At 65.8% G+C, this 22,816-nt stretch carries 21 protein-coding genes; 13 read left to right on the plus strand and 8 right to left on the minus strand.

Annotation, left to right across the window (positions count from 1 at the left end; translation table 11 throughout):
* Window position 1 precedes the first annotated feature (1 nt).
* Window positions 2-997 carry a c-type cytochrome gene (locus AS93_RS0105750; protein WP_027589716.1) on the plus strand — a complete coding sequence of 332 codons (996 nt, stop codon included), beginning with the start codon at window positions 2-4 and terminating at the stop codon, window positions 995-997.
* Between the two features lie 169 nt (window positions 998-1,166).
* Here the strand turns inward: AS93_RS0105750 and AS93_RS0105755 are convergent, their stop codons facing one another.
* The 7 genes from AS93_RS0105755 to AS93_RS0105785 all read right to left on the minus strand — a co-directional run bounded on the left by AS93_RS0105755 (window position 1,167) and on the right by AS93_RS0105785 (window position 10,790).
* Window positions 1,167-2,207, minus strand: coding sequence for an FUSC family protein (locus tag AS93_RS0105755; RefSeq protein WP_051587351.1), 1,041 nt, complete (start codon window positions 2,205-2,207; stop codon window positions 1,167-1,169).
* A 99-nt stretch (window positions 2,208-2,306) separates the two neighbouring features.
* The gene (locus AS93_RS0105760) at window positions 2,307-3,638 is read right to left on the minus strand and encodes a deoxyguanosinetriphosphate triphosphohydrolase (protein ID WP_027589718.1); all 1,332 of its coding nucleotides are present in this window, start codon (window positions 3,636-3,638) and stop codon (window positions 2,307-2,309) included.
* 259 nt (window positions 3,639-3,897) lie between these two features.
* Complete coding sequence (gene fabB, locus AS93_RS0105765; protein WP_027589719.1) at window positions 3,898-5,118, minus strand: beta-ketoacyl-ACP synthase I; 1,221 nt, start codon at window positions 5,116-5,118, stop codon at window positions 3,898-3,900.
* Between the two features lie 12 nt (window positions 5,119-5,130).
* Window positions 5,131-5,646 carry a 3-hydroxyacyl-[acyl-carrier-protein] dehydratase FabA gene (gene fabA / locus AS93_RS0105770; protein ID WP_027589720.1) on the minus strand — a complete coding sequence of 172 codons (516 nt, stop codon included), beginning with the start codon at window positions 5,644-5,646 and terminating at the stop codon, window positions 5,131-5,133.
* A gap of 158 nt (window positions 5,647-5,804) precedes the next feature.
* Window positions 5,805-7,682, minus strand: a complete 1,878-nt coding sequence (locus tag AS93_RS0105775) for an ATP-binding protein (RefSeq protein WP_051587357.1) — start codon at window positions 7,680-7,682, stop codon at window positions 5,805-5,807.
* Between the two features lie 59 nt (window positions 7,683-7,741).
* The gene (locus AS93_RS18820; RefSeq protein WP_051587352.1) at window positions 7,742-8,656 is read right to left on the minus strand and encodes a hypothetical protein; all 915 of its coding nucleotides are present in this window, start codon (window positions 8,654-8,656) and stop codon (window positions 7,742-7,744) included.
* A gap of 4 nt (window positions 8,657-8,660) precedes the next feature.
* Window positions 8,661-10,790 carry a TonB-dependent receptor gene (locus tag AS93_RS0105785; RefSeq protein ID WP_081798228.1) on the minus strand — a complete coding sequence of 710 codons (2,130 nt, stop codon included), beginning with the start codon at window positions 10,788-10,790 and terminating at the stop codon, window positions 8,661-8,663.
* 135 nt (window positions 10,791-10,925) lie between these two features.
* Here AS93_RS0105785 and AS93_RS0105790 point away from each other — a divergent pair, with 135 nt between their 5' ends.
* The 10 genes from AS93_RS0105790 to AS93_RS0105835 all read left to right on the plus strand — a co-directional run bounded on the left by AS93_RS0105790 (window position 10,926) and on the right by AS93_RS0105835 (window position 19,447).
* The gene (locus tag AS93_RS0105790) at window positions 10,926-11,948 is read left to right on the plus strand and encodes an NAD(P)H-dependent glycerol-3-phosphate dehydrogenase (RefSeq protein ID WP_027589723.1); all 1,023 of its coding nucleotides are present in this window, start codon (window positions 10,926-10,928) and stop codon (window positions 11,946-11,948) included.
* Between the two features lie 34 nt (window positions 11,949-11,982).
* The gene (locus tag AS93_RS0105795) at window positions 11,983-12,330 is read left to right on the plus strand and encodes a DUF4389 domain-containing protein (RefSeq protein ID WP_027589724.1); all 348 of its coding nucleotides are present in this window, start codon (window positions 11,983-11,985) and stop codon (window positions 12,328-12,330) included.
* Window positions 12,327-12,782 (plus strand): phosphohistidine phosphatase SixA, encoded by a 456-nt coding sequence (gene sixA, locus AS93_RS0105800; RefSeq protein WP_027589725.1) that lies wholly within the window; start codon window positions 12,327-12,329, stop codon window positions 12,780-12,782. The genes AS93_RS0105795 and sixA overlap by 4 nt, the downstream gene beginning before the upstream one ends.
* Before the next feature lie 132 nt (window positions 12,783-12,914).
* Window positions 12,915-14,636, plus strand: a complete 1,722-nt coding sequence (locus AS93_RS18825) for an AMP-binding protein (RefSeq protein ID WP_081798231.1) — start codon at window positions 12,915-12,917, stop codon at window positions 14,634-14,636.
* Window positions 14,581-15,021, plus strand: coding sequence for a hotdog fold thioesterase (locus AS93_RS0105810; protein WP_027589726.1), 441 nt, complete (start codon window positions 14,581-14,583; stop codon window positions 15,019-15,021). The genes AS93_RS18825 and AS93_RS0105810 overlap by 56 nt, the downstream gene beginning before the upstream one ends.
* 106 nt (window positions 15,022-15,127) lie before the next feature.
* The gene (locus AS93_RS0105815) at window positions 15,128-15,922 is read left to right on the plus strand and encodes an alpha/beta hydrolase (protein ID WP_027589727.1); all 795 of its coding nucleotides are present in this window, start codon (window positions 15,128-15,130) and stop codon (window positions 15,920-15,922) included.
* The gene (locus AS93_RS0105820) at window positions 15,919-16,782 is read left to right on the plus strand and encodes an alpha/beta fold hydrolase (RefSeq protein ID WP_027589728.1); all 864 of its coding nucleotides are present in this window, start codon (window positions 15,919-15,921) and stop codon (window positions 16,780-16,782) included. Before AS93_RS0105815 ends, AS93_RS0105820 begins: the two co-directional genes overlap by 4 nt.
* Before the next feature lie 52 nt (window positions 16,783-16,834).
* A complete protein-coding gene (locus tag AS93_RS0105825) occupies window positions 16,835-17,497 on the plus strand; it encodes a glutathione S-transferase family protein (RefSeq protein WP_027589729.1) in 663 nt (220 codons plus the stop codon).
* 9 nt (window positions 17,498-17,506) lie between these two features.
* Window positions 17,507-18,310, plus strand: a complete 804-nt coding sequence (locus tag AS93_RS0105830) for a DUF4892 domain-containing protein (protein WP_039606317.1) — start codon at window positions 17,507-17,509, stop codon at window positions 18,308-18,310.
* A gap of 66 nt (window positions 18,311-18,376) precedes the next feature.
* Complete coding sequence (locus AS93_RS0105835) at window positions 18,377-19,447, plus strand: AI-2E family transporter (protein WP_027589731.1); 1,071 nt, start codon at window positions 18,377-18,379, stop codon at window positions 19,445-19,447.
* A 9-nt stretch (window positions 19,448-19,456) separates the two neighbouring features.
* Here the strand turns inward: AS93_RS0105835 and AS93_RS0105840 are convergent, their stop codons facing one another.
* On the minus strand, window positions 19,457-20,440 hold the full coding sequence (locus tag AS93_RS0105840; protein WP_027589732.1) for a patatin-like phospholipase family protein: 984 nt from the start codon (window positions 20,438-20,440) through the stop codon (window positions 19,457-19,459).
* A gap of 133 nt (window positions 20,441-20,573) precedes the next feature.
* On the opposite strand from AS93_RS0105840, the gene selD reads away from it, so the two are divergent.
* Entirely contained in the window at window positions 20,574-21,608 is a 1,035-nt protein-coding gene (gene selD / locus AS93_RS0105845; protein ID WP_027589733.1) for a selenide, water dikinase SelD, read from the plus strand.
* On the plus strand, window positions 21,608-22,708 hold the full coding sequence (mnmH, locus tag AS93_RS0105850) for a tRNA 2-selenouridine(34) synthase MnmH (protein ID WP_027589734.1): 1,101 nt from the start codon (window positions 21,608-21,610) through the stop codon (window positions 22,706-22,708). Before selD ends, mnmH begins: the two co-directional genes overlap by 1 nt.
* Window positions 22,709-22,816: the final 108 nt, after the last annotated feature.

A 22,816-nucleotide genomic window follows, 5' to 3' on the forward strand; every position in this document is an offset into this window, starting at 1 on the left:
GATGAATATCCCCTTCGTGAAACTGTCCGCCGCCATTGCGGTGGGCCTGCTGAGCCTGAACGCGACCGCCGCCGACGTGCGCTTCCCGGTGGACATGCCCAAACCCAAGGAAGGCCAGCTGGTGCACGTGCCGCCGACCATGGACGACCTGGAGAAGAGCCAGCTCCATCCGGAGCTCAAGCGGGTGATCCGCCGGGGTCATGACCTGTTCATGAACACCCAGCAACTGCGTGGCAAGAACGTGTTCAACAACATGAACTGCAGCAGCTGCCACATGGGCGAAGGCCGCCTGCCGTTCGCCGGCCCGGTATGGCCGGCGGCGGTGACCCTGCCGGACTTCCGGCCGAAGAACAACCATGTGAACAACCTGGAGGAGCGCATCGCTGGCTGCTTCAGCTATTCCATGAACGGCACGCCGCCGGCCTATGGCAGCGACGACATGCTGGCGCTGTCCGCCTATCACCAGTGGCTGGCCAAGGGTGTCGAGATGTATCCCAGCGCGCCAATCTATGGCCGTGGCTACCCGAAGCTGAACGACCCGCAGCAGAAGCCCGACTACAAGCGTGGCAAGCAGGTGTACGAGGCCAAGTGCAGCCTCTGCCACAGCAACGACGGCAGTGGTCTGGTGCAGAACGGCAAGGTGGTGTTCCCGGCGGTATGGGGCGACAACTCCTACAACTGGGGCGCCGGTATCGCTCGCACGTTCACCCTGGCAGCGTTCGTCAAGCACAACATGCCGCTGGGCCAGCGCGGCACCCTGAGCGATCAGGAAGCCTGGGACGTGGCCTACTACATCGACACCCAGGAGCGTCCGCAGGACCCGCGCTACACCGGTAACGTGAAGGAAACCCGGGCCAAGTACGACGCGACCTTCCACAAGGCCACCAACTACGGCATGACCGTCAATGGCAAGCTGCTGGGTGACCACGACAACACCGGCAGCAAGCCCTTCCTCAAGCCCGAAGCGCTCAAGCCGCGCACTTTTACGGCTGAGTAAGCGCCTGCTGTTGACTGAACCCTGGGGCCGGCTTCACACCGGCTCCAGGGTTTTTTGTGCCCGCCGGATGTTGCTGCGCCGCGCCGACCGGCAGTGCGAGTTGACCCGTGTCGGGGGAAAACAGGCGGGGCTCGGTTTCAATTGGCCCTGCGGTCACGCCTAGACGGCGCTATGCCGAGCGCCCTCTCGCCAGCACCCGCTGCAGTGCTTGCACCAGGCTGGCCATCATCAGCACCAGCACAATTCCCAACACCACATTCAGCAGGCGTCCCTGCGGCTGTAGCCAGTCCGTGGCGAGGCCTTCGCGCAGCAGCAGGCAGCCCAGGGTGGTCTGGATGGCGAACAGCAGGTAGTGGCTCGCCTGGAAGGCGCGGTTGAAGAAGATCACCGGCAGCAGCAGGGCGCTGAGCAGCAGCGGGCGCTGCAGGCTGTGGCCGATGGCGGTCATCAGCGCGCTGACCAGCAGCACGGCCAGCGCCATATACAGCAGCGGCCGCAGGCCACGCACCAGGTTGAGCTGCAGCATGATCACCACCGTCAGGCTCAGCCAGTAGCCGTGGGCCAGCTCCAGCAGGTCGATGAACAGCCCGGCCAGCCCCAGGGCAAGGATGCAGGCCAGGGCATGCAGCAGCCACGGCTGGCGCGGCACGCTGCGGGCCTGGCGGCGCATCACGCGCAGCACCGCCAGCAGGCGTGGCATGTAAGGCCAGGTGCGCAAGGCATGCAGGCCGCGCAGGATGAACGCCAGCAGTGTGGTCCACAGGGCACCGAGCAGGAACAGCATCGCCACCGCGCCGGCATTGTTCAGGTCGCTCTGGCCATGGCTGCCCTGGCCGAGACACAGGCAGACCGCCAGGCCGAGCCCCAGCTTGCCGGCTTCGTTGCCGTAGCGTTGCAGGCGGGCCAGCAGTAGGCCCATGGCGGCGAACAGCAGCAGGCTATACAGCGGATGGCTGGCGGCGGTGTAGCCCAGCGCCGCGGCGAGGGCGCCTAGGGTACCGATGAGCAGCATGCGCAGCATGCCGTAGCGGTGCAGCGGATTGGCCAGGGCCGCCTGGAACGCGCCCAGCGCCGCCCAGAGGAAGCCGTTATGGCCGCTGACCAGACCGAGCACAAGGGGCAGGGCGCAGCCGAGCGTGGCGACGGTGGCGACACCCCAGACCGGTGCCGAGAAGCCGTGGCGCACGGCATGGGGAATACGAAGACGCATGGTTCGGGTGTCGTGACGGTTGGTGTAAGGCCTGTCGGCATTGGGTAGCGAAGCGGGAGGCCTGCGCTGAGTAGACTGACAGGCGCCGGCAACGTTCAGTCACATCGGCCGGGCCCGCCCGGTCAGCTCCAGGGCCATTTCGCTGGCGTAGCTGTCGGTCATGCCGGCGATGAAATCCAGCATGCGCAGATAGCCCCGGTACAGCGGCCAGTTCGGATCGGGCGCGTTGTTGCCCAGCAGGTCGAGCACTCGGCGATGCTTGAAGGATGGCGTGCGGCCACCATGCTGCTCGCGCGCCGCGCCGCAGAAGGCGTTGAGCAGGATTTCCAGGGTGGTGTAGGCGCCGATCTCGTGCAGGGTCTTGCGCTTGTCCTGGAAGATCTTTTCCCGGGCGGTGGCCTTGGCCTGCTGTACGCAGTAGCGCGCCGGTCCTTGCATGTGTTCCACCAGGTCGCCTTCAAGGGTGCCGGCCAACAGGGCATCGCGCTGGTCCACGAAGGCGCGGGCGGCGGCGTTGGTCAGGTGCTCGATGGCCTTGCCGCGCAAGATTGCCAGCTTGCGCCGCCGCGAGTCTTTGGGGCCGAGCTGGCGGTAGGTTTCCGGCAGGTCGTCGCCGACCAGGCCGAGCAGCAGGGCTTCGACCTCGCCGTAGTCGAGCAGCTCCATTTCCAGGCCGTCTTCCAGATCGATCAGGCCATAGCAGATGTCATCCGCCGCCTCCATCAGGTAGACCAGCGGATGCCGGGCCCAGCGCTGTTCCTCCAACTGCGGCAGGCCCAGCTTGCCGGCGATCTGCTCCAGCACCGGCAATTCGCTCTGGTAGCAGCTGAACTTGTGCTTCTTGTAGCCCAGGGCGTCGGCGTGGCGCGAGGTCCAGGGGTACTTCAGGTAGGTGCCGAGGGTCGCGTAGGTCAGCCGCATGCCGCCGTCGAACTGGTGGTACTCGAGCTGGGTCAGCACCCGCAGGCCCTGGGCGTTGCCTTCGAAATGCAGGAAGTCGTTGCGCTGGTCGTCTTCCAGGTCGTCCAGCCAGCCGCGCTCCCCGGCCTGCTGGAACCAGTGGCGAATGGCATCCTCCCCGGAATGGCCGAACGGCGGGTTGCCGATGTCATGGGCCAGACACGCGGACTGCACGATCATGCCCAGGTCGCCGGGGTCGCACCAGTCGGGCAGCTCGCCACGCAGCATCTCGCCGACGCGCATGGCCAATGAGCGGCCGACGCAGCTGACTTCCAGCGAGTGGGTCAGGCGCGTGTGGATGTGGTCGTTGCTGGACACCGGGTGCACCTGGGTCTTGCGCCCCAAGCGGCGGAAGGCGCCGGAGAAGATCACCCGGTCGTGGTCCTTGTGGAACGGCGAGCGGCCAAGCTCCTCGGTGCCGTGCACGGGCTTGCCGAGGCGTTCGCGGCTGAGCAGGGAATGCCAGTCCAAGGGCGGGTCTCCTGAAGGGGCGGAGGCTCAAGCTTGGCCATTTGCGGTGGATTGGACAAGCGGAGAGCAGGGCGTCGTTCGCGGCGCGATTGTCTGCCGTAGGGTGGGTAACTCGCGCAGCGATTACCCACCGAAGGCGGGTGCCCTGCGGTAGACAAGGCTGCGCCGTTGTCTACCCTGCGGTTCTGCTACGGCCCCTCCACGGGCACTGAAACGAAAAAGGCGCCCGAAGGCGCCTCTCGCAATTCCGCGACCGGGCTTACTTGCCCTGCCAGCGCTTCAGGATCAGGGTGGCGTTGGTGCCGCCGAAGCCGAAGCTGTTGCTCATCACGGTGTCGATCTTGGCGTTCTCGACGGTGCTGCGCTGGATCGGCAGGTCGGCGACTTCCGGGTCCAGCTCTTCGATGTTGGCCGAACCGGCAATGAAGTTGCCTTCCATCATCAGCAGGCAGTAGATCGCTTCCTGCACGCCGGCGGCGCCCAAGGAGTGGCCGGACAGGCTCTTGGTGGAGCTGATGGCCGGGGCCTTGTCGCCGAACACTTCGCGCACGGCGCGGGCTTCCGCGACGTCACCTACCGGGGTGGAAGTGCCGTGGGTGTTCAGGTAGTCGATCGGGCTGTCGACGGTGGCCAGTGCCTGCTGCATGCAGCGCACTGCGCCTTCGCCGCTCGGGGCGACCATGTCGTAGCCGTCGGAGGTGGCGCCGTAACCTACGATCTCCGCGTAGATCTTGGCGCCACGGGCCAGGGCGTGCTCCAGCTCCTCGACCACCACCATGCCGCCGCCGCCGGCGATCACGAAGCCGTCACGCTTGGCGTCGTAGGCGCGGGAGGCCTTCTCGGGGGTGTCGTTGTACTGGGTGGACAGGGCGCCCATGGCATCGAACAGGAAGCTCTGGCTCCAGTGCTCCTCTTCACCGCCGCCGGCGAAGACGATGTCCTGCTTGCCCATCTGGATCTGCTCGACGGCGTTGCCGATGCAATGTGCGCTGGTGGCGCAGGCCGAGGAGATCGAGTAATTGACGCCCTTGATCTTGAACGGGGTGGCCAGGCACGCGGACACGGTGCTGCCCATGGTGCGCGGGACGCGGTACGGGCCGACGCGCTTGACGCCTTTTTCGCGCAGGGTGTCCAGGGCTTCCATCTGGTTGAAGGTGGAGGCGCCGCCCGAGCCGGCGATCAGGCCGGTGCGCGGGTTGGAGATCTGCTCTTCGCTCAGGTTGGCATCGGCAATGGCCTGCTGCATGGACAGATAGGCAAAGGCTGCGGCGTCGCCCATGAACCGGTAGACCTTGCGATCGATCAGCTCTTCCAGATTCAGGTCAATCGAGCCGGAGACCTGGCTGCGCAGACCCATTTCGGCATAGGACGGATTGAAACGGATGCCCGGGCGGCTGGCGCGCAGGTTGGCGGAGACGGTTTCTTTGTCATTGCCCAGGCAGGACACGATGCCCAGGCCGGTAATCACGACGCGACGCATACGGATTGACCCTTAGAAATTGTCAGTGGAAGTGAACAGGCCGACACGCAGGCCTTCGGCGCTGTAGATTTCGCGGCCATCGACGCTGACGCTGCCATCGGCGATGGCCAGGATCAGCGAGCGGTTGATGGTGCGCTTGATGTGCAGGTTGTAGGTGACCTTCTTGGCGGTGGGCAGCACCTGGCCGAAGAACTTCACCTCGCCCGATCCCAGGGCGCGACCGCGGCCGGGGTTGCCCTGCCAGGCCAGGAAGAAACCGACCAGTTGCCACATGGCGTCCAGGCCCAGGCAGCCGGGCATGACGGGATCGCCTTCGAAGTGGCAGCCGAAGAACCACAGGTCCGGGTGGATATCGAGCTCGGCGACGATCTCGCCCTTGCCGTACTTGCCGCCGACGTCGGAAATATGGGTAATCCGGTCGACCATCAGCATGTTCGGCGCGGGCAGTTGCGCATTACCCGGGCCAAACAGCTCACCGCGGCTGCAGCGCAGCAAGTCTTCCCGGGTGAAGGCGTTCTGTTGTGTCATGCGAGTTCCTCAATAGTCCCAGTCATGGCTCTGGGTAAATCGTTCATCTGCACGCGCGTGACGGTGCAAATCAGCCTAAGAGACAGTCGCCTGGGCGAGAAAGTCACAGGCAACGGGATACAAGTGTTCGCCAAATGCGAATCCGAAGTGCAGAAACTTTAGCACTCGCCGTCAGGCGACTCCTTGCGTTCGGTCAGCCAGCGTAGCAGCAGGCGCTGTAAATCGGCCCGTTTGAAGGGTTTTGCCAGGTAGTCGTTCATGCCGGCCGCCAGGCAGGCTTCGCGGTCCCCGGGCAGCGCGTTGGCGGTCAGCGCGATCACCGGCACCTGCGCGTAGCCTGGCAGGGTGCGCAGTACCCGGGTCGCGCTGAGGCCGTCGAGCTCGGGCAGCTGGCAGTCCATGAGGATGGCATCGAACTGCTCGGAGCCGGCGCGCTGCAAGGCTTCGCGACCGGTGTAGGCCTGGCTGATGCGATAGCCGAGGCTGCGCAGCATGGCCTGGGTGACGGCCTGGTTCACCGCATTGTCCTCGACGATGAGGATGTGCTGGCCGCCGCCGAGCGCCGTGTCCGGCAGATCCTGATCCGACGTCTCCGCACCTTGCAGGGTGCAGTCGAAGGTCAGTTCCAGGGTAAAGGTGGAGCCGTTGCCGGGCTGGCTGCGGGCGAACAACTGGCCACCCATGCCCTCCGCCAGCGTGCGGGCGATGGCCAGGCCCAGCCCGGTGCCGCCATAGCGGCGGGAAATCGAGCTGTCGGCCTGCTGGAAGGGGTCGAACATGCGTGCCAGGCGCTCGGCCTCGATGCCGATGCCGGAATCGTGCACGGCGCAGCTGACACGCAGGTGCGATTCATCCAGCGGTTGCCAGCGGACCTCCAAACGGACGCCGCCGTGCTCGGTGAACTTCAGGGCATTGCCCAGCAGGTTGACCAGGACCTGTCGCAGGCGGGTCGGGTCGCCGCGCACGGTGTAGCGCTCCAGGCCCGGCTGGGTGTCGGCCTCCAGGCTCAGGCCGCGTTGCTGGGCGCCCGGCTGGAAGGCTTGCAGCGTGTTCTGCAACAGCTCGGCGATGTTGAAGGGGATGTGCTCGAAGTCCAGTGATCCGCGCTCGATGCGCGAGAAGTCGAGAATGTCGTTGATGACCTTGAGCAGATGCTCGGTAGATTCGTTGGCCAGCGCCGTATACTCGGCCTGCTCAGGGTCCAGGGGAGTGGTCTCCAGCAGCTGCAGCATGCCCAGCACGCCGTTCATGGGCGTGCGCAGCTCATGGCTCATCATGGCCAGGAAATCCGACTTGGCACGGTTGGCCGCCTCGGCTTCTTCGCGAGCCTGCGTCAGCTGGCGAATGCTGATCTGCTGCTCGCGGTTGGCGTTGGCCAGCGCCACGGCCAACTGGTTGATATGACGGGCCAGATCACCCAGTTCACGAATGCGCGGCTCGGGCAACAGGGCAACCTGTTGGCCACGCCCGATAGACAGCACCGCGCGGTCCATGTCGCCGATGGGGCGGGACAGGCCGCGGGCCAGACGCTGGGCGAGCAGCAGTGTGAAGGACAAGGCGAAGGCCAGCAGCAGGCCTGCGCTGATCAGTATCTGCCGCTGGCGCTCGCTGAACGGGTTGTCGGTCATGCTGACGCGCACCCAGCCGAGCCGTTCCTCCGTCAGCGAGGACTCGTCGCGGCCGAAGGGCAGGAACGGATCGCTCAGGGGGATCGGCTGGCGGCGAATCGACGCCACATAAAGGGACACATTTGCCTCATTGGGCGCGGCCGGCTGGCCACCCACCGCAAGCAGGCGATCGTTGTGATCGTAGACCTCCACGGCACGCAGATAGGGGGTATCCAGGCTGCCCTGCAGCAGACTCTCCAGCACCAGCGGGTTACCGGTGATGACGCCGAACTCGGTAGCTGGAGCAAGCTGGTCGGCAATCAATTGGCCGACCTGATCGCGCTCGGCACGCAGGTCCTGCAAGCGCGTGTGGGTGAAGTAGGCGATCAGCAGCAGTCCGAGCGCAAGCGCCGGCAGCAGGCTCACCATCAATGTGCGGGTGTGGATGTTGCGGCTGTGCCAGGAGAAAAAATGCCAAGGGGTGCGTTTCACGGGGAGGCCTCCAGGCGTTGCAGCGCTTGTTCCAGCTGGTGCGGATCGGTCATGGGGATGCCGAGCGACAGGGCGACCCGGGTATTGCCCATTACCTTGAAATGGGCTGGGTAGAGTTCGTGGGGCCAGGTGGCGGGATCTCGGTCGAGCAGGGTGCCGAGGGTGTCGAGCCAGTCCTGCTGATCGCTGTAGGTGCTGACCAGGCTGCCGGCATGCACGAAGGCCGCAGTTGGGCCGATCAGCGCCTGGCGCCGGCCATAACTGCTCAACAGCAGGGTCTTGATGGTGTGCGGGTTGTACAGGTGCGGGTCGTCGAGACCCAGCAGCACGTCGCTCTGGTCGAGCAGGCGGCTGAGAACCCGGGGGTCGCGGGTGTTCGGCCAGAAGTGCGCATTGATCTCCAGCTCGCCCGCGGGCGTCACCTGGCGCAGCTCCTGGACGAGGAAGGCACTGTCGTTGCTGTACAGCACGCCAATATGGCGGGCCTGGGGTAGCAGGAGTCGGATCAGGTTCAGCTGGCGCGCGAGCGGCGGGTCACCCCACAGCAGGGTGATGCCCAATGGCTGTCGGCGCCCCAGGATCTGTCGTCCTTCGATCCGGTTGACCTGCATGACCAGAGTCGGCGGCCCTTCCACCGAGCGCTGGCGCCAGTCGAGCAGCTCTGGACCGATGAGGATCAGGCGCAGATCCCGTGGCAAGTCCGCGACCGCCGGCAGCTGCTCGGCACGGGAAAACTGCACACGATCATCCGGCCGGCTGGCCTGTAGGCCCACGAGGAAACGCTGCAGGGCCGGACTGCTCTCCTGAGCCCCGACCAGTATCTCCAGTGCCTGTACGGCTGGCGCTCCGGCCAGCAATAGCGCCGCAAGGCCAGCCGCCCGCAGTGCGTTCATCCTTGAAAGAGTGGTCATGGAGTCAGAGTTCTACTCCTGCGGAGAGCCAGTAGACGTGGCGCTGTTTGTAATTGGTGTTCCGGCCGCCGAGTGGGTTGTCGTCCAGGCGCTGTTGCCAGGTGCCGCTCAGTTCAATACCGGTGCTGCCCATCTGGAACCGTTTGGTGACATGCAGATCAAGCCGTTCGAAGCGGTTTTCGTTGAGGCTGTCGGCCCCGAGATAGGTAAGGTTGCTATTCCAGCCTCGGCCCCATTCGCGCAGCCAGCTCAACGAGCCGCTGTGGCGCGGCGTCAACTCACTGTCGTAGTGGTGGGTGGCCTGGAATTCGATATAGGCGTAGCTCAGACGCAGTCGGTCGCTCTGCCCGAGCTGCCAGTTGGCATCGCTTTCCCAGCCACGGAAGCTCAAACGGTCATCATTGGTGGGGCTGGGATCGCCAAGCGAGGGCCAGAAGGTAATCAGGTCGGTAATGTCCTCGTCAAACAAGCGCACATCCAAATGCAGGCCGAGGTTGGCAAAGTGTCCGTTGTAGCCCAGTTCACGGGAAACGATATGCTCCTGGCGCAGCCCGCCCTGCGCATGACTGCTCAGGAACAGATAGGCTGACCCTTGGCCCAGCACGGCAGGCTGCAGGTTGCGCACCCGCATTCGCCAGTCGGCCGACTCTTCGAACATATCCGGTGAGCGAACCGCCTCGGCGTACACTGCCCGTATGCCATGGGCCGGGTGAAACAGATAGTTGACGGCTACGCGGGGCGACAGGGATTCGCCGATCATGCTGTCATGCTCGTACATCGCGCCGCCTTGAAGGAGCCATTCGGAGGTCGCGTACCACTCGAGATGGCCAAACACTCGGGCGATGTTCTTGCTGCGCGAGCCGTCGAAGTAGGTTTCCGAGGTGACGGCATCGTGCCTGTAACTCGTACCGCTGATTAGCCGCAGGTGATCGCCGATACTCAGCGTGTCTTGAACCTCGAGATCGAACCGGTTTTCGCGGCTGTTGGCATTGAGCAGGCCGCAGGTATAGGCGTCGAATCCCAGAAGGCTAAGGTCCTGCATCAACTGCTGTGTCAACGTCATCTGTTGCGGTGTGGCAGGTACGGGTTGCGCGCCTTGCCCGGAGGCATAGGCGATCAGGGCGTTGACGTATGAGGGCGATTGTCCATAGAGCTGCGATAGAGCGGGACTGAAATAAATCTGTGGCGCGCAGGCGCGCCATTCCTGGATGCGCTCCCAGTGCTGCACCGCCCCCTGCACGTAAACCCTGTGGGTAGGGGAGAGGTCTATATTCCAGCGCAGGCTGGCAGCGTAGTCCCGGGCGTCGACATCGGCACGTGGGTCCTGCAGGTTGGCCGGGTAATCATTGGAATACTCGTAGTTCTTGTCCTGATTGGTGCCCGACTTCAATGCCAGTTGCCAGTCGAGCGAGTGACGGCTGTCCAATTCATGAGTGCTGCGCAGATTGAGGCGCGACAGTCGCTGGCTGTCCGGAAAGTCGTTGCCCCGGCGATCCATGTCAAAGCGGTCATGATCGAATGCGGACAAGGATATGCGCATGGCGCCACCGTCCCAGCCGAAACCGTGCCTGGCGTACCAGTCTTCAATGCCTCGCTTGCCAGTTGTGTAGCTCAGTTGGGTGCCCAGGCTATCACTGGGTTGGCGGGTGATGATGTTAATCACACCCAACAGTGCATTGGCTCCATAGCTCACAGTGTTCGGACCGCGGAACACCTCGATGCGCTCGATATCTTCGATTGCCACCGGGATGTCTACCCAGTCGACCTGGGCGAGCGCGGGGCGGTATACCGAGCGACCGTCGACCATGACTTGCAGGCGCCTCGCTGCGGCACCCAATCCGCCGTGGTAGTTGACCGTGGTGGCGCTACCCTCGGGAATCACCAGCATGCCCGGCACGAGTCGTAGCAGTTCAGTAATTTCCCGCGCGCCGCTGGTACGGATCAGCTCGCGGTCGAGCACTGTGATGCTGCCGGGCACGGCAGCGGGGGCTTGTTGCAAACGTGTGGCGGTGAGGATTTCTGGAAGCTCAGTGGTACCGAGAAAAAGCTCGAAGGCATGTGCGCGACCCACAGAGCACAGGGTCAGCCCCAGAAGCAGGGGCGGCAGCGATTTCGCTAATCCGGGGAATGGCACAGGACAACTCGTTTCAGGCCAGGAAAGGCCGGCATGTTAACCGAGACGGTGGTGCCACGGGCAAGGCGGTACTGTCCGCAACGGCCGCGCTCCGTATAATGCGCCGTCGCCACGGGGGTGGCTGGAGATAAAAGAATGACTGAACGACAACCCATTGCGGTTCTGGGTGGGGGAAGCTTCGGGACGGCCATCGCCAACCTGTTGGCAGAGAATGGCCAGATCGCGCGCCTGTGGATGCGCGATGCCGAGCAGGCGGAAACGATGCGCCGCGAGCGGGAAAATCCCCGCTACCTCAAGGGCATCCGTATCCATCCCGGCGTGGAGCCGTGCAGCGATCTGGCCGAAGTGCTGGCCGCTTGCGAACTGGTGTTCGTGGCGCTGCCCTCCAGCGCGCTGCGCCAGGCCCTGCAGCCAGTGGCCGAGGCGCTGCGCGGCAAGCTGCTGGTCAGCACGACCAAGGGGATCGAGGCGCAGAGCTTCAAGCTGATGAGCCAGATTCTCGAGGAGATCGCGCCGCAGGCCCGCATCGGTGTGTTGTCCGGTCCGAACCTGGCGCGTGAGGTGGCGGAGCACGCACTGACCGCCACGGTCATCGCCAGTACCGATGAGGAACTCTGCCGTCGCGTGCAGGACGCCCTGCATGGCCGTACCTTCCGGGTCTACGCCAGCAGCGACCGTTTCGGTGTCGAACTGGGCGGTGCGCTCAAGAACGTCTACGCCATCATGTCCGGTATGGCCGCCGCCATGGGCACCGGGGAAAACACCAAGAGCATGCTGGTGACCCGCGCCCTGGCGGAAATGACCCGCTTCGCCGTGCGTCTGGGCGCCAACCCGATGACCTTCCTGGGCCTGGCCGGTGTCGGAGACCTGATCGTCACCTGCTTCTCTTCCAAGAGCCGCAACTACCAGGTGGGCTACGCCCTGGGGCAGGGGCTGTCGTTGGAGGAGGCGGTGGGTCGCCTGGGAGAGGTGGCCGAGGGGGTCAACACCCTTAAGGTGCTCAAGGGCAAGGCCGAGGAATTGCAGGTCTACATGCCGCTCGTGGCCGGTCTACATGCGATCCTCTTCGAGGGGCGCACGGTGGACCAGGTCAGCGAGGCGCTGATGCGTGGCGATCCCAAGACCGACGTGGATTTCATCCCGGCCAGTGGTTTCTGATCGGGTCGGGTATCACTAACCGAGGAGTAAGACCATGCAGGACCCGAAAGCCGAACTGCGCCGCGAAGCCTTGTTGCTACGCGTACTGTGGATGCTGGTATTCGTCATCGTCTGGCATCTTGCCGAGCTGGTGCTGCTCTGCCTGGTGGTGGTGCAGCTGCTGGTGCGCCTGGTGCAGGGCGAACCGAACCGGGCGCTGATGGATTTCGGCGACAGCCTGAGCCGCTATCTGGCCCAGATCGGCCGTTTCGAGGCCTTCCACAGCGATCGCAAGCCCTGGCCATTCGCCGACTGGCCGGCTGCACGCGCTCCGGAGCGGGATGTCGAGCCGGTTGCGCCGGCGCCGGTCAAGCCCGCAGACGATACCGCGCCCCGCCCATGAGGCTCTGGTTGCTGCGCCACGGCGAAGCGCAACGCTTCGCCCCGCAGGATGCCTTGCGGGCGCTGACCGAACAGGGGCGTCGGGAGGTGCTGGAAAGCACAGCCCAGCTGCGCGGGCGACCCCTTGAAGCCATCCTGGCCAGCCCGTACGTGCGGGCCCGCCAGACGGCCGAGCTGGTTGCCGAGACGCTGGGCTACCCCGGCGTGGTGGAAGTCCAGTCCTGGCTGACGCCGGACAGTGACCCCGCGGATGCGTTGAGTCAGCTGTTCCGGCGGCCCGAAGGCGAGTTGCTGGTGGTCACTCACCAGCCCTTCGTCGGCGCGCTGGCCGGGCTATTGCTGCACGGCCACCGCCAGTCCCCGCTGCCCATGCGGACCGCCGCACTGGTCGGCCTGGAGGGGGATTACCTGCTCGCTGGCGCCATGGACCTGCTCGTCCAGCCTTCCCGCTAAGCTTTTTGGTGATGGTTGCAGCCGCAGCGGCAGTCGTCGCTTGCGCAATCGGCGAACCCGTGAAACATTAACCAAGCAAGTGCTTGGTAGTCTAAAAAACAACAACAAGAAAATGGAGGGACGCCGGTGGCCATCACGCAACCGTTGCTGCCGCTAGAGCAATTCTATTGGCGCGAGAAACGACACCCCGATCGGCGCTACCTGATCCAGCCCCAGGCAGGCGGACAGGTGGAAGAGCTGACCTGGGGGCAAGTGGGCGAGCAGGCCCGTCGCGCGGCAGCCTGGCTGCGGCAGCTGGAGCTGGCACCGGGCAGTCGCATCGCAATCATTTCCAAGAACTGCGCGCACTGGATTGTCGCCGACCTGGCAATCTGGATGGCCGGACACGTTTCCGTGCCGCTCTATCCCAACCTCACCGCCGAGTCGGTACGCCAGATCCTCGAGCACTCGGAAAGCGCTGTAGCGTTCATCGGCAAGCTGGACGACTGGCCGGCCATGGCCCCTGGCGTCCCCGAGGGGGTACGCACCGTCGGCTTGCCGCTGCGGCCCACGGGCCGCTTCGATCATTTGTGGAGCGACCTGCAGGCCTGCACGCCGATCACCGACAACCCGGCTCCCCAGGCCTGTCGGCTGGCCACCATCATCTACACCTCCGGCACCACCGGCGTACCCAAGGGCGTGATGCACAGCTTTGGCAACTTCGGTTTCACCGGCAGGCAAGCGGTCGCGCTGTTCGGTGTGCAGGAGGGGGACCGGGGCCTTTCCTACCTGCCGCTGTGCCACGTGGCCGAGCGTATCTTCGTCGAGGTGGTGTCGTTCTACGGGGGGCAGACGGTGTATTTCGCCGAGAGCCTGGATACCTTCATTCACGATATCCGCCGTGCCCGGCCCACCCTGTTCTTCGCCGTGCCACGCATCTGGACCAAGTTCCAGCACGGCGTATTCGCGCGCATGTCGCCGCGCCGGCTGGATGTCCTCATGAAGCTGCCCGTTCTCGGCGGCCTGCTGCGGTGCAAGGTGCTCGCCGGCCTGGGCCTGGATGCCGTGCGCTATGCCTTTTCCGGTGGTGCGCCGGTGCCCGAGTCGCTGCTGGATTGGTACCGGCGGCTCGGCCTGGAGATCAACGAGGTCTACGGGATGACCGAGAACTGCGGCTACTCGCACGTCGGCCGCCCGGGTGAACGCAAGCCAGGCTGGATCGGGCGCAGCAATCCGGGCGTGGAGGTACGTATCAGCACCGAGGGCGAAGTGCAGGTGCGCAGCCAGGCGGTCATGCAGGGCTACTACAAGGAGCCATTGATGACCGCCGATACCCTGACCGAGGACGGCTTCCTGCGCACGGGCGACAAGGGCGAGCTGGACGGCAGCGGATTCCTGCGCTTGACCGGGCGCATCAAGGAAATCTTCAAGACCAGCAAGGGCAAGTACGTGGCGCCGGCGCCCATCGAGAACCGCCTGGCGGAACACGAGCAGATCGAGCTGGTCTGTGTCGTCGGCGACGGGCTGCCCAGGCCAATGGCCCTCTGCGTGCTGTCGGAAACCGGCAAGGCGCAGGCGCGCGAGCACCTGGAAGGGCATCTCCATCGGCTGCTGGGTGACGTCAACGCCGGGCTCGACAAGCATGAACAGCTCAAGGGACTGGTGATCATTGGCGACCTGTGGGCGGTGGAGAACGGCTTTCTCACCCCGACGCTGAAGATCCGCCGGGCCATGGTGGAGCGCCATTACGGCCACTGTTTCGAGGCATGGGGCGAGCACGCACAGGCGGTGCTCTGGCATGACGGCAAGGAGAACGGGCATGGCGATCTGGCGACAGACTCCGGATCTCGAGCGGCTCACAGCCCAGCTGGCTGACACCATTGGCGAGCTGCTCGACATCCGCTTCGAGGCATTCGATGACGACACGCTGACCGCCAGCATGGTAGTCGACCGACGAACCCATCAGCCCTATGGCCTGCTGCACGGCGGCGCCTCGGTGGTGCTCGCCGAGACCCTGGGCTCGATGGCCAGCTACCTGTGCCTCGACCCACAGACCCACTATTGCGTGGGACTGGAGGTCAACGCCAACCACCTGCGGGCGCTGCGCAGCGGTCGGGTCACCGCCGTGGCCCGGCCGGTGCACCTGGGACGCACCACCCACGTCTGGGATATCCGCCTGCACGGAGAGGACGGCAAGCCCAGCTGTATCGCGCGGCTGACCGTGGCGGTGGTCCCCCACGTCGCGCAGCCACCGACCTGATGTTGGCTTGGCCGGAGTGCCGTCCTGTGCGGCGCTTCCGGCCGTTGCCGGTGGCCTGCGGGAAAGCAACAATCCCGGCCTGTTTTTCACGCCGCCAGACCCGCCGATGTCCCGTGTCCTGTTCTTCGCCCACGCCAACGGATTTCCGTCGGAAACCTACCGCAAGCTCTTTGCCGGGCTGGAGCCCGACTACCGTATCCATCGCCTGGCACAGCACGGCCATGACCCGCGTTTTCCGGTGGATGACAACTGGGGCAATCTGGTCGTCGAGCTGATCGAGTCGCTGGAGCGCCTCGACGGGCCGGTCTGGGGTGTTGGTCATTCGTTGGGCGGCATCCTGCATTTCCATGCGGCCCTGCGTCGACCGGAACTGTACCGGGGCGTGGTGATGTTGGATTCGCCGCTGCTGACGGTGGTCGACCGGCTGGCCATTCGCGCCGCCAAACGCTTCGGTTTCATCGACCGGCTCACCCCGGCCGGCCGTAGCCTGGGCCGTCGCGACCGTTTCGCCGACCACGCGCAAGCCCGCGCGTATTTCGCCGGCAAGGCGCTGTTTCGCCGTTTCGACCCCGACTGTCTGGACGATTATGTCCGCCATGGCCTGGCGCCGGCCGAGGATGGTCTGCGCCTGAGGTTCGATCCGGCTACCGAAATCGACATCTACCGCAGCGTGCCGCACCGGGTTCCAGGCAGGCCGCAGCGCCTGGCCGTCCCCCTGGCCATGGTGCGCGGGCGCGACAGCCGCACCGTGCTGCCCCATCATGTACGCCTGGCCCGGCGACTGCCGCGTGGCGAGTGCCTTTCGGTGCCGGGTAGCCACATGTTTCCGCTGGAACGCCCGCAACACACCGCCGAATTGCTGCGCGGCCTGTTGCATCGCTGGGAGGAGCAAGCCCCATGACCGCCCGGGTCGAAGAAATCCGTCTCAACCTGCCCCATGTCGAACTGGCTGCGCACTTGTATGGCCCCGAGGATGGCCGGCCGGTACTGGCCTTGCACGGCTGGCTGGACAACGCCGCCACGTTCGCCCGGCTTGCGCCGAAGCTGGAGGGGCTGCGCATCGTCGCGCTGGACTTCGCCGGTCACGGCCACTCTGCTCACCGGGGCGCCGGCGCTGGCTACCAGTTGTGGGACTACGTCATGGACGTGCTGCTGGTAGCCGAAGAGCTGGGCTGGCAGCGCTTCTCGCTGCTCGGCCATTCCCTGGGCGGCATCATTTCCATGATGCTGGCCTCGTCGATGCCCGATCGGGTCGAGCGGCTGGCGCTGATCGACGGCCTGGTGCCCTATGTCGGCGAGGCCGAGCAGGCGCCGCAGAAGCTTGGCGAGGCCCTGCAGGCGCAGCTGGACCTGCGCACCAAGCGCAAGCCGGTGTATGCCACCCTCGAGCAGGCCGTCGAGGCGCGTATGAAAGGGGTGGGAGATGTTTCCCGCGAGGCGGCGGAACTGCTGGCCGTCCGCGGGCTGATGCCGGTGCCGGGCGGTTACACCTGGCGCACCGATGCGCGGTTGACCCTGCCCAGCCCGCTGCGCCTGACCCGCGCGCATGCCCGGGCCTTTGTCGAAGCGCTGCGCTGTCCGGTCGATCTGGTGGTGGCTGAGCAGGGCATGCTGGCGAGTGAACAGCTGCTGATGACGTGGCTCACCCTGCTGCCGATCACTGTGCATCGCCTGCCCGGGGGCCATCACCTGCATCTGGATGACGAGGCGGGCGCACAGGCCGTCGCAGACTGTTTCAATCGAGCCTTTGCCGTGCCTTGACTTGCGCCGGCCAACTGGCGAGGCTGCAAGCCACTGTGAGTGGAGAGCAGCCATGATTGATCTGTATACGGCCGATACCCCCAACGGCTTCAAGGTGTCCATCGCCCTCGAGGAGCTGGGCCTGCCCTACGAGGTGCATGCGCTCAGTTTCGCCAACCGGGAGCAGAAGGCGCCCGAGTATCTGAAGATCAACCCCAACGGACGCATTCCCGCCATTGTCGATCGCGACAATGACCATTTCGCCGTGTTCGAATCCGGTGCCATTCTGATCTATCTGGCCGAGAAGACCGGGCGCCTGATGCCAAGCGATTTCAAGGGCCGCTCCACGGTGATCCAGTGGCTGATGTTCCAGATGGGCGGTGTCGGCCCCATGCAGGGTCAGGCCAACGTCTTCTATCGCTACTTCCCGGAAAAGATTCCCGCCGCCATCGAGCGCTACCAGAACGAAACCCGTCGGCTGTACGAGGTGCTCGATAGCCGCCTTGGCCAAGTGGAGTACCTGGCCGGCGACTACAGCATCGCCGACATCGCCACCTTCCCGTGGGTGCGTATCCATGACTGGGCGGGGGTGAGCGTGGACGGTCTGGAGCATCTGCAGCGCTGGATGACCGCGCTGGAGGCCCGGCCTGCAGTGCAACGCGGGCTGCAGGTGCCGCCCAGCACCAAGGCCGAGGCCGAACAGGTGAAAGCCGCCCAGTCGATCCTGGTCCGGTGAGGGGTGCGGATGCGTCAGTTCCTGATCGGTTCCCTGTTCCTGAATCTCATCGCCCTGCCGGTTACTTACGCCGAGGAGGTGCGGTTGCCCGAGTTGCCGGTGCCGCAGCAAGCGCAGTTGAGTGAGGCACGCGAAAGCGAGGGCGTTCAGCGCGTCTATCCGCAGGCATCGATCAGCCGCATCAGCGGACGTCTGCGTATCGACCAGTCCATCGAAACCCGGGGGCGGCTCACTGCACTCACCTGGGAACTGCCGGATGAGCGTCATCTGGGCGAGGCATTCGCCCAGGCCCGTCTGGCGCTGCTCGAGCAGGGCGCGCAACTGCTCTACTGGTGCGAAGGGCGTGACTGCGGCTCCAGCAGCCTGTGGGCCAACAGCATCTTCGGCAACGCCCGCCTGTACGGCCCGGACAACCAGCAGGGCTACATGCTGCTGCGTCTGGATGAGCCCCGTGCCGACAGCCTGCTGGCGCTGTACATGATCACCCGCGGCAACCGCCGCGCCTACCTGCACGCCGAGCGCCTGGACGCCGACGCCCCACTGGGCAGGGTGCTGCCCAGCGCCGCCACGTTGCTGCGGCAGCTGCGCGAGCACGGCTCGCTGGCGTTGCGCGACCTGTCAGGGGAGCCGGACCCGGAGTGGGTCAGTGTGCTGGTGCGGGCCCTGAACCTCGACAGCACCCTGCGTGTCAGTCTGGCCGGCCCCCAGGCGGCGGCCTGGCGCGACGCCCTGGTGGCGCGTAATGTGCGTGCCGGTCGCCTGGAGCTGGCGGCGAATGGTGGCGACGGACTGCGTATCGAACTGCTGCGCTGATGATCCTGCGTACCCGGGCCCCGCGAGCCCTGATCACCTTGTGCCGCCGGGAGCGGCTGACCTCCGATGATGAGCAATGACCGCCTGCTGATTCAGATTCTGCTGTTGAGCCTGCTGGGCGCCAGCCTTTGGGTGCTGGCGCCCTTCGTGTCCGCCCTGTTCTGGGCAGCGGTGCTGGCCTTCGCGTCCTGGCCGCTGATGCGCTTGCTGACCCGCTGGCTGTCGGGGCGCCAGACGGTGGCCGCTGCCGTGCTGACCGCCGGCTGGATGCTGCTGGTGGCGGTGCCGCTGGTGCTGCTGGGGCTGAACATGGCGGATCATCTGCGTGATCTGAATGCGCTGATCCATGACCTGCAGGACGCCGGCCTGCCGCCGGCGCCAGCCTGGCTGGTCGAGATTCCGCTGATTGGCGACTGGCTGCGTGACACCTGGCGCGAGCTCGACGAGCAGGGCACGGCGCTGTTCGATGCCCTGCGCCCGCACCTGGGCTTCCTGGGCAACTGGCTGCTGGGGCGCAGCGCGCAGATTGCCGGCGGCATGATCGAACTGGCGCTGAGCCTGGTGCTGGTGTTCTTCTTCTACCGCGACGGCCCCCGCCTGTCGGCCTTCGTGCACAGCGTGCTGGAACGCCTGATCGGTCGGCGCGCGGACCACTATCTGGAGCTGGTGGCCGCCACCATCCAGCGGGTGGTCAACGGCGTCATCGGGACCGCGGCGGCGCAAGCCGCGCTGGCCGGCATCGGCCTTGCCATTGCCGGGGTGCCCGGCGTACTGCCGCTGGCCCTGCTGACCTTCGTGCTCAGCCTGATTCCCATGGGGCCGCCGCTGGTGTGGATTCCCGCCACCGTTTGGCTGGTGGGCCAGGAGGCGTATGGCATGGCGATTTTCCTGGCCGTGTGGGGCACCTTCGTGATCAGCGGCGTGGACAACGTGCTCAAGCCCTACCTGATCAGCCGGGGCGGCAATCTGCCGCTGGTGGTGGTGCTGCTCGGCGTGTTCGGCGGCATCCTGGCCTTCGGCTTCATGGGCCTGTTCCTCGGGCCCACCCTGCTGGCGGTGGCCTACAGCCTGCTCAATGACTGGGTCGGCAAGGCGGAGGAGCAGAAAGCCGCCGAGACGGGCGGGCCGGTGCTGTAGGTCTCACGGTCAGGCCGTGTCTTCGTAATTGTCCAGGGTGTCGCTGGCGATCTGCCGGCCCAGTGCGATGAGTTCCTGGGCGCGGTGGAAGTCGAAGAAGCGACAGACCTTGCGCGGCACGTTGATCAGGATGTCCGGCGGATAGCCGGCGATCTTGTACTGGGCCAGCGAGGTCTGCATGGCCTCGAAGCTCTGGTTGACCAGTTCCAGCAGCGACGCCGGACCGACCTGGTCCACCACGCGCGTGCCGCTGGCCGAACGCGGCGAGCCTGGTTTGAGCGGCGCGGCGATCGGTTGCTGGGCTTCCGGATCGGCCTCCTCGGGAGCGCTCGGCGCATGGCCGTTGCCATTGCCGGTGCGCATGAAGGGCAGGCGGTGGAGCATGCCTTCGAAGCGGTTGCGCATCGCGGGCGGACGCTCGATCTCCGGCAGGCGGTAATGGCGATGCCCGGCGGCGTTGAGGTTGACCGCCACGATAAGGTCGCTATGGCTGGAGACCACCGGCACGATGGGCAGGGGGTTGAGCAGGCCGCCATCCACCAGGGTGCGCTGGTCCTGCAGGACCGGGGTGAAGATGCTGGGAATCGCCGCGGAGGCGCGCATGGCCTGGTGCAGATCGCCTTCCTGGAACCAGATTTCCTGCTGGTTGGTGAGGTCGGTGGCCACCGCCGTGAACGGGATCGCCAGGTCCTCGATGTTCACCTCGCCGAGGATTTCGCGAATGCGCCCGAAGACCTTCTCGCCGCGCATCATGCCCAGCGAGAAACTCACGTCCACCAGACGCAGCACGTCCAGGTAGTCGAGGCTTTCGATCCAGGCGCGGTATTCCGGCAGCTTGCCGGCGGCGTAGATGCCGCCCACCACCGCGCCCATCGAGCAACCGGCGATGCAGGTGATCTCGTAGCCGCGCCGTTCCAGCTCCTCGATGACGCCAATATGGGCGTAGCCGCGTGCCCCGCCCGAGCCCAGCACCAGTGCCACCCGCTTGCCCATATCGTTCCCTCGTGCAAAAGGGGGGACGATAGCGCGGCGCCTCTGTCGTCGCCAAGCCCGACGTAGGCGCGGACAGAGGGGCCCACAGAGCGCTAGAATCCCCGCCCCGATCTGAACCTCGCCCGGAGACGCCATGCCCGAGACCATTCGCCTGACCCAGTACAGCCACGGTGCCGGCTGCGGTTGCAAGATTTCCCCGAAGGTGCTCGATGTGATCCTGGCCGGCAGCGGTGCGCAGAACCTCGATCCGGCCCTGTGGGTCGGCAACGCCTCCCGTGACGATGCCGCCGTGTATGGTATCGACGGCGAACGCGGGGTGGTCTCCACCACCGACTTCTTCATGCCCATCGTCGACGACCCGTTCGATTTCGGCCGCATCGCCGCGACCAACGCCATCAGCGACATCTATGCCATGGGCGGCGACCCGCTGATGGCCATCGCCATCCTCGGCTGGCCGGTGAACGTGCTGGCGCCGGAAGTGGCCCGTGAGGTGGTGGCGGGCGGGCGCGCTGCCTGCGAGGCGGCCGGCATCCCGTTGGCGGGCGGACATTCCATCGACGCGCCGGAGCCGATCTTCGGCCTGGCCGTCACCGGCCTGGTCGACAAGCGACACCTCAAGCGCAACGACACGGCCAGCGCCGGCGCGCGCCTGTACCTGACCAAGCCGCTGGGCATCGGCATCTACACCACGGCGGAAAAGAAGGCCGCCCTGCGTGCCGAGGATGTCGGCGTGGCCCGCGATCTGATGTGCACCTTGAACCGCGCCGGCAGCCGCTTTGGCCGGCTGGAAGGGGTGCAGGCGATGACCGACGTCACCGGCTTCGGCCTGCTCGGCCATCTGCTGGAAATGGCCGACGGCAGCGGCCTGTCGGCCCGGGTGGCGTTCGACCGAGTGCCGCGCCTGCAGGCGGTGGAGCACTACCTCGAACAGGGCTGCGTGCCCGGCGGCACCCATCGCAACTTCGACAGCTATGGCCAGCGGGCCGCCCCCCTGGAGGAGCTGCACAAGCTGCTGCTGTGCGACCCGCAGACCTCGGGTGGCCTGCTGGTGGCCGTGGCCCCGGAAGGCGAGGCGGAATTCCTCTCCGTGGCGGCCGAGCTGGGCATGAGTCTTTCGCCCATCGGCGAGCTGACGGAGCGACAGCAGTATTCTGTCCAGGTGATCTGATGCGAGAAAACAGCAGTAACTACCGCGACCTTTTCCTCAACGACCGGCCACTGATGGACGTGCGGGCGCCCATCGAGTTTCGCAAGGGCGCCTTTCCGCAGGCCATCAATCGGCCGTTGATGGCGGACGCGGAGCGCGAAAAGGTTGGTACCTGCTACAAGCAGCGTGGGCAAGAGGCGGCCATCGAGCTGGGGCATCGCCTGGTGTCGGGGGCGGTGAAGGAGCAACGCATTGCGGCCTGGGCGGCCTTCGCCCGCGCCAATCCCGAGGGCTATCTGTACTGCTTCCGCGGCGGCCTGCGTTCGCAGATCGTCCAGCAGTGGCTGAAGAGCGAGGCGGGCATCGACTATCCGCGCGTGGTGGGTGGCTACAAGGCCATGCGCACCTTCCTGATCGATACCACCGAGCAAGCCATGGCCCAGTGCCGCTTCGTGGTGCTCGGTGGCTACACCGGCATCGGCAAGACCGAAGTCCTGGCGCAACTGCCCAGCGCGCTGGATCTGGAAGGCCACGCCAATCATCGCGGTTCCAGCTTCGGCCGCCACGCCACGCCACAGCCGGGGCAGATCGACTTCGACAACCGGCTGGCCATCGACATCCTCAAGAAGCGCGCTGCCGGCTTCGAGCATTTCGTCCTGGAAGACGAGGGGCGCATGGTGGGCAGCTGCTCGCTGCCGCTGTCCCTGTGCCGGGGCATGCAGGAATATCCGCTGGTCTGGCTGGAGGACAGTTTCGAGAACCGTGTCGAACGCATCCTCAAGGACTACGTCATCGACCTGCTGGCCGAGTTCGTCGCTCTGCACGGCGCCGAGCAGGGCTTCCCCGTGTTCGCCGAGCGGCTGCGCCAGAGCCTGTCGAATATCCAGCGCCGTCTTGGCGGCGAGCGTGCCCAGCGCCTGCTGGCGCTGATGGACGATGCGCTGGCGGAGCAGGCCAGAAGCGGCGCGGTGGACCTGCACCGCGCCTGGATCGAAGGCCTGCTGCGCGAGTACTACGACCCCATGTACGCCTTCCAGCAGGAGAAGAAGCGCGAGCGGGTGATCTTTACCGGCAATCGCGAAGAGGTCATCGGCTACCTGGCGCGGCTGACCTGCCGCTAGCGTTTGCGCCGCGGCGTGCAGAATGTGCACGCTGCACGGCCAGGCGTCCGGCCAGTTCACAGAATCGCCGCGCGCGGCCTTGCCCGCCTTGGAGTGGTCAGTAGCATC

Origin of the sequence: Pseudomonas sp. RL (assembly GCF_000647775.1) — a bacterium.
GTDB classification, from domain to species: Bacteria; Pseudomonadota; Gammaproteobacteria; order Pseudomonadales; family Pseudomonadaceae; genus Serpens; species Serpens flexibilis.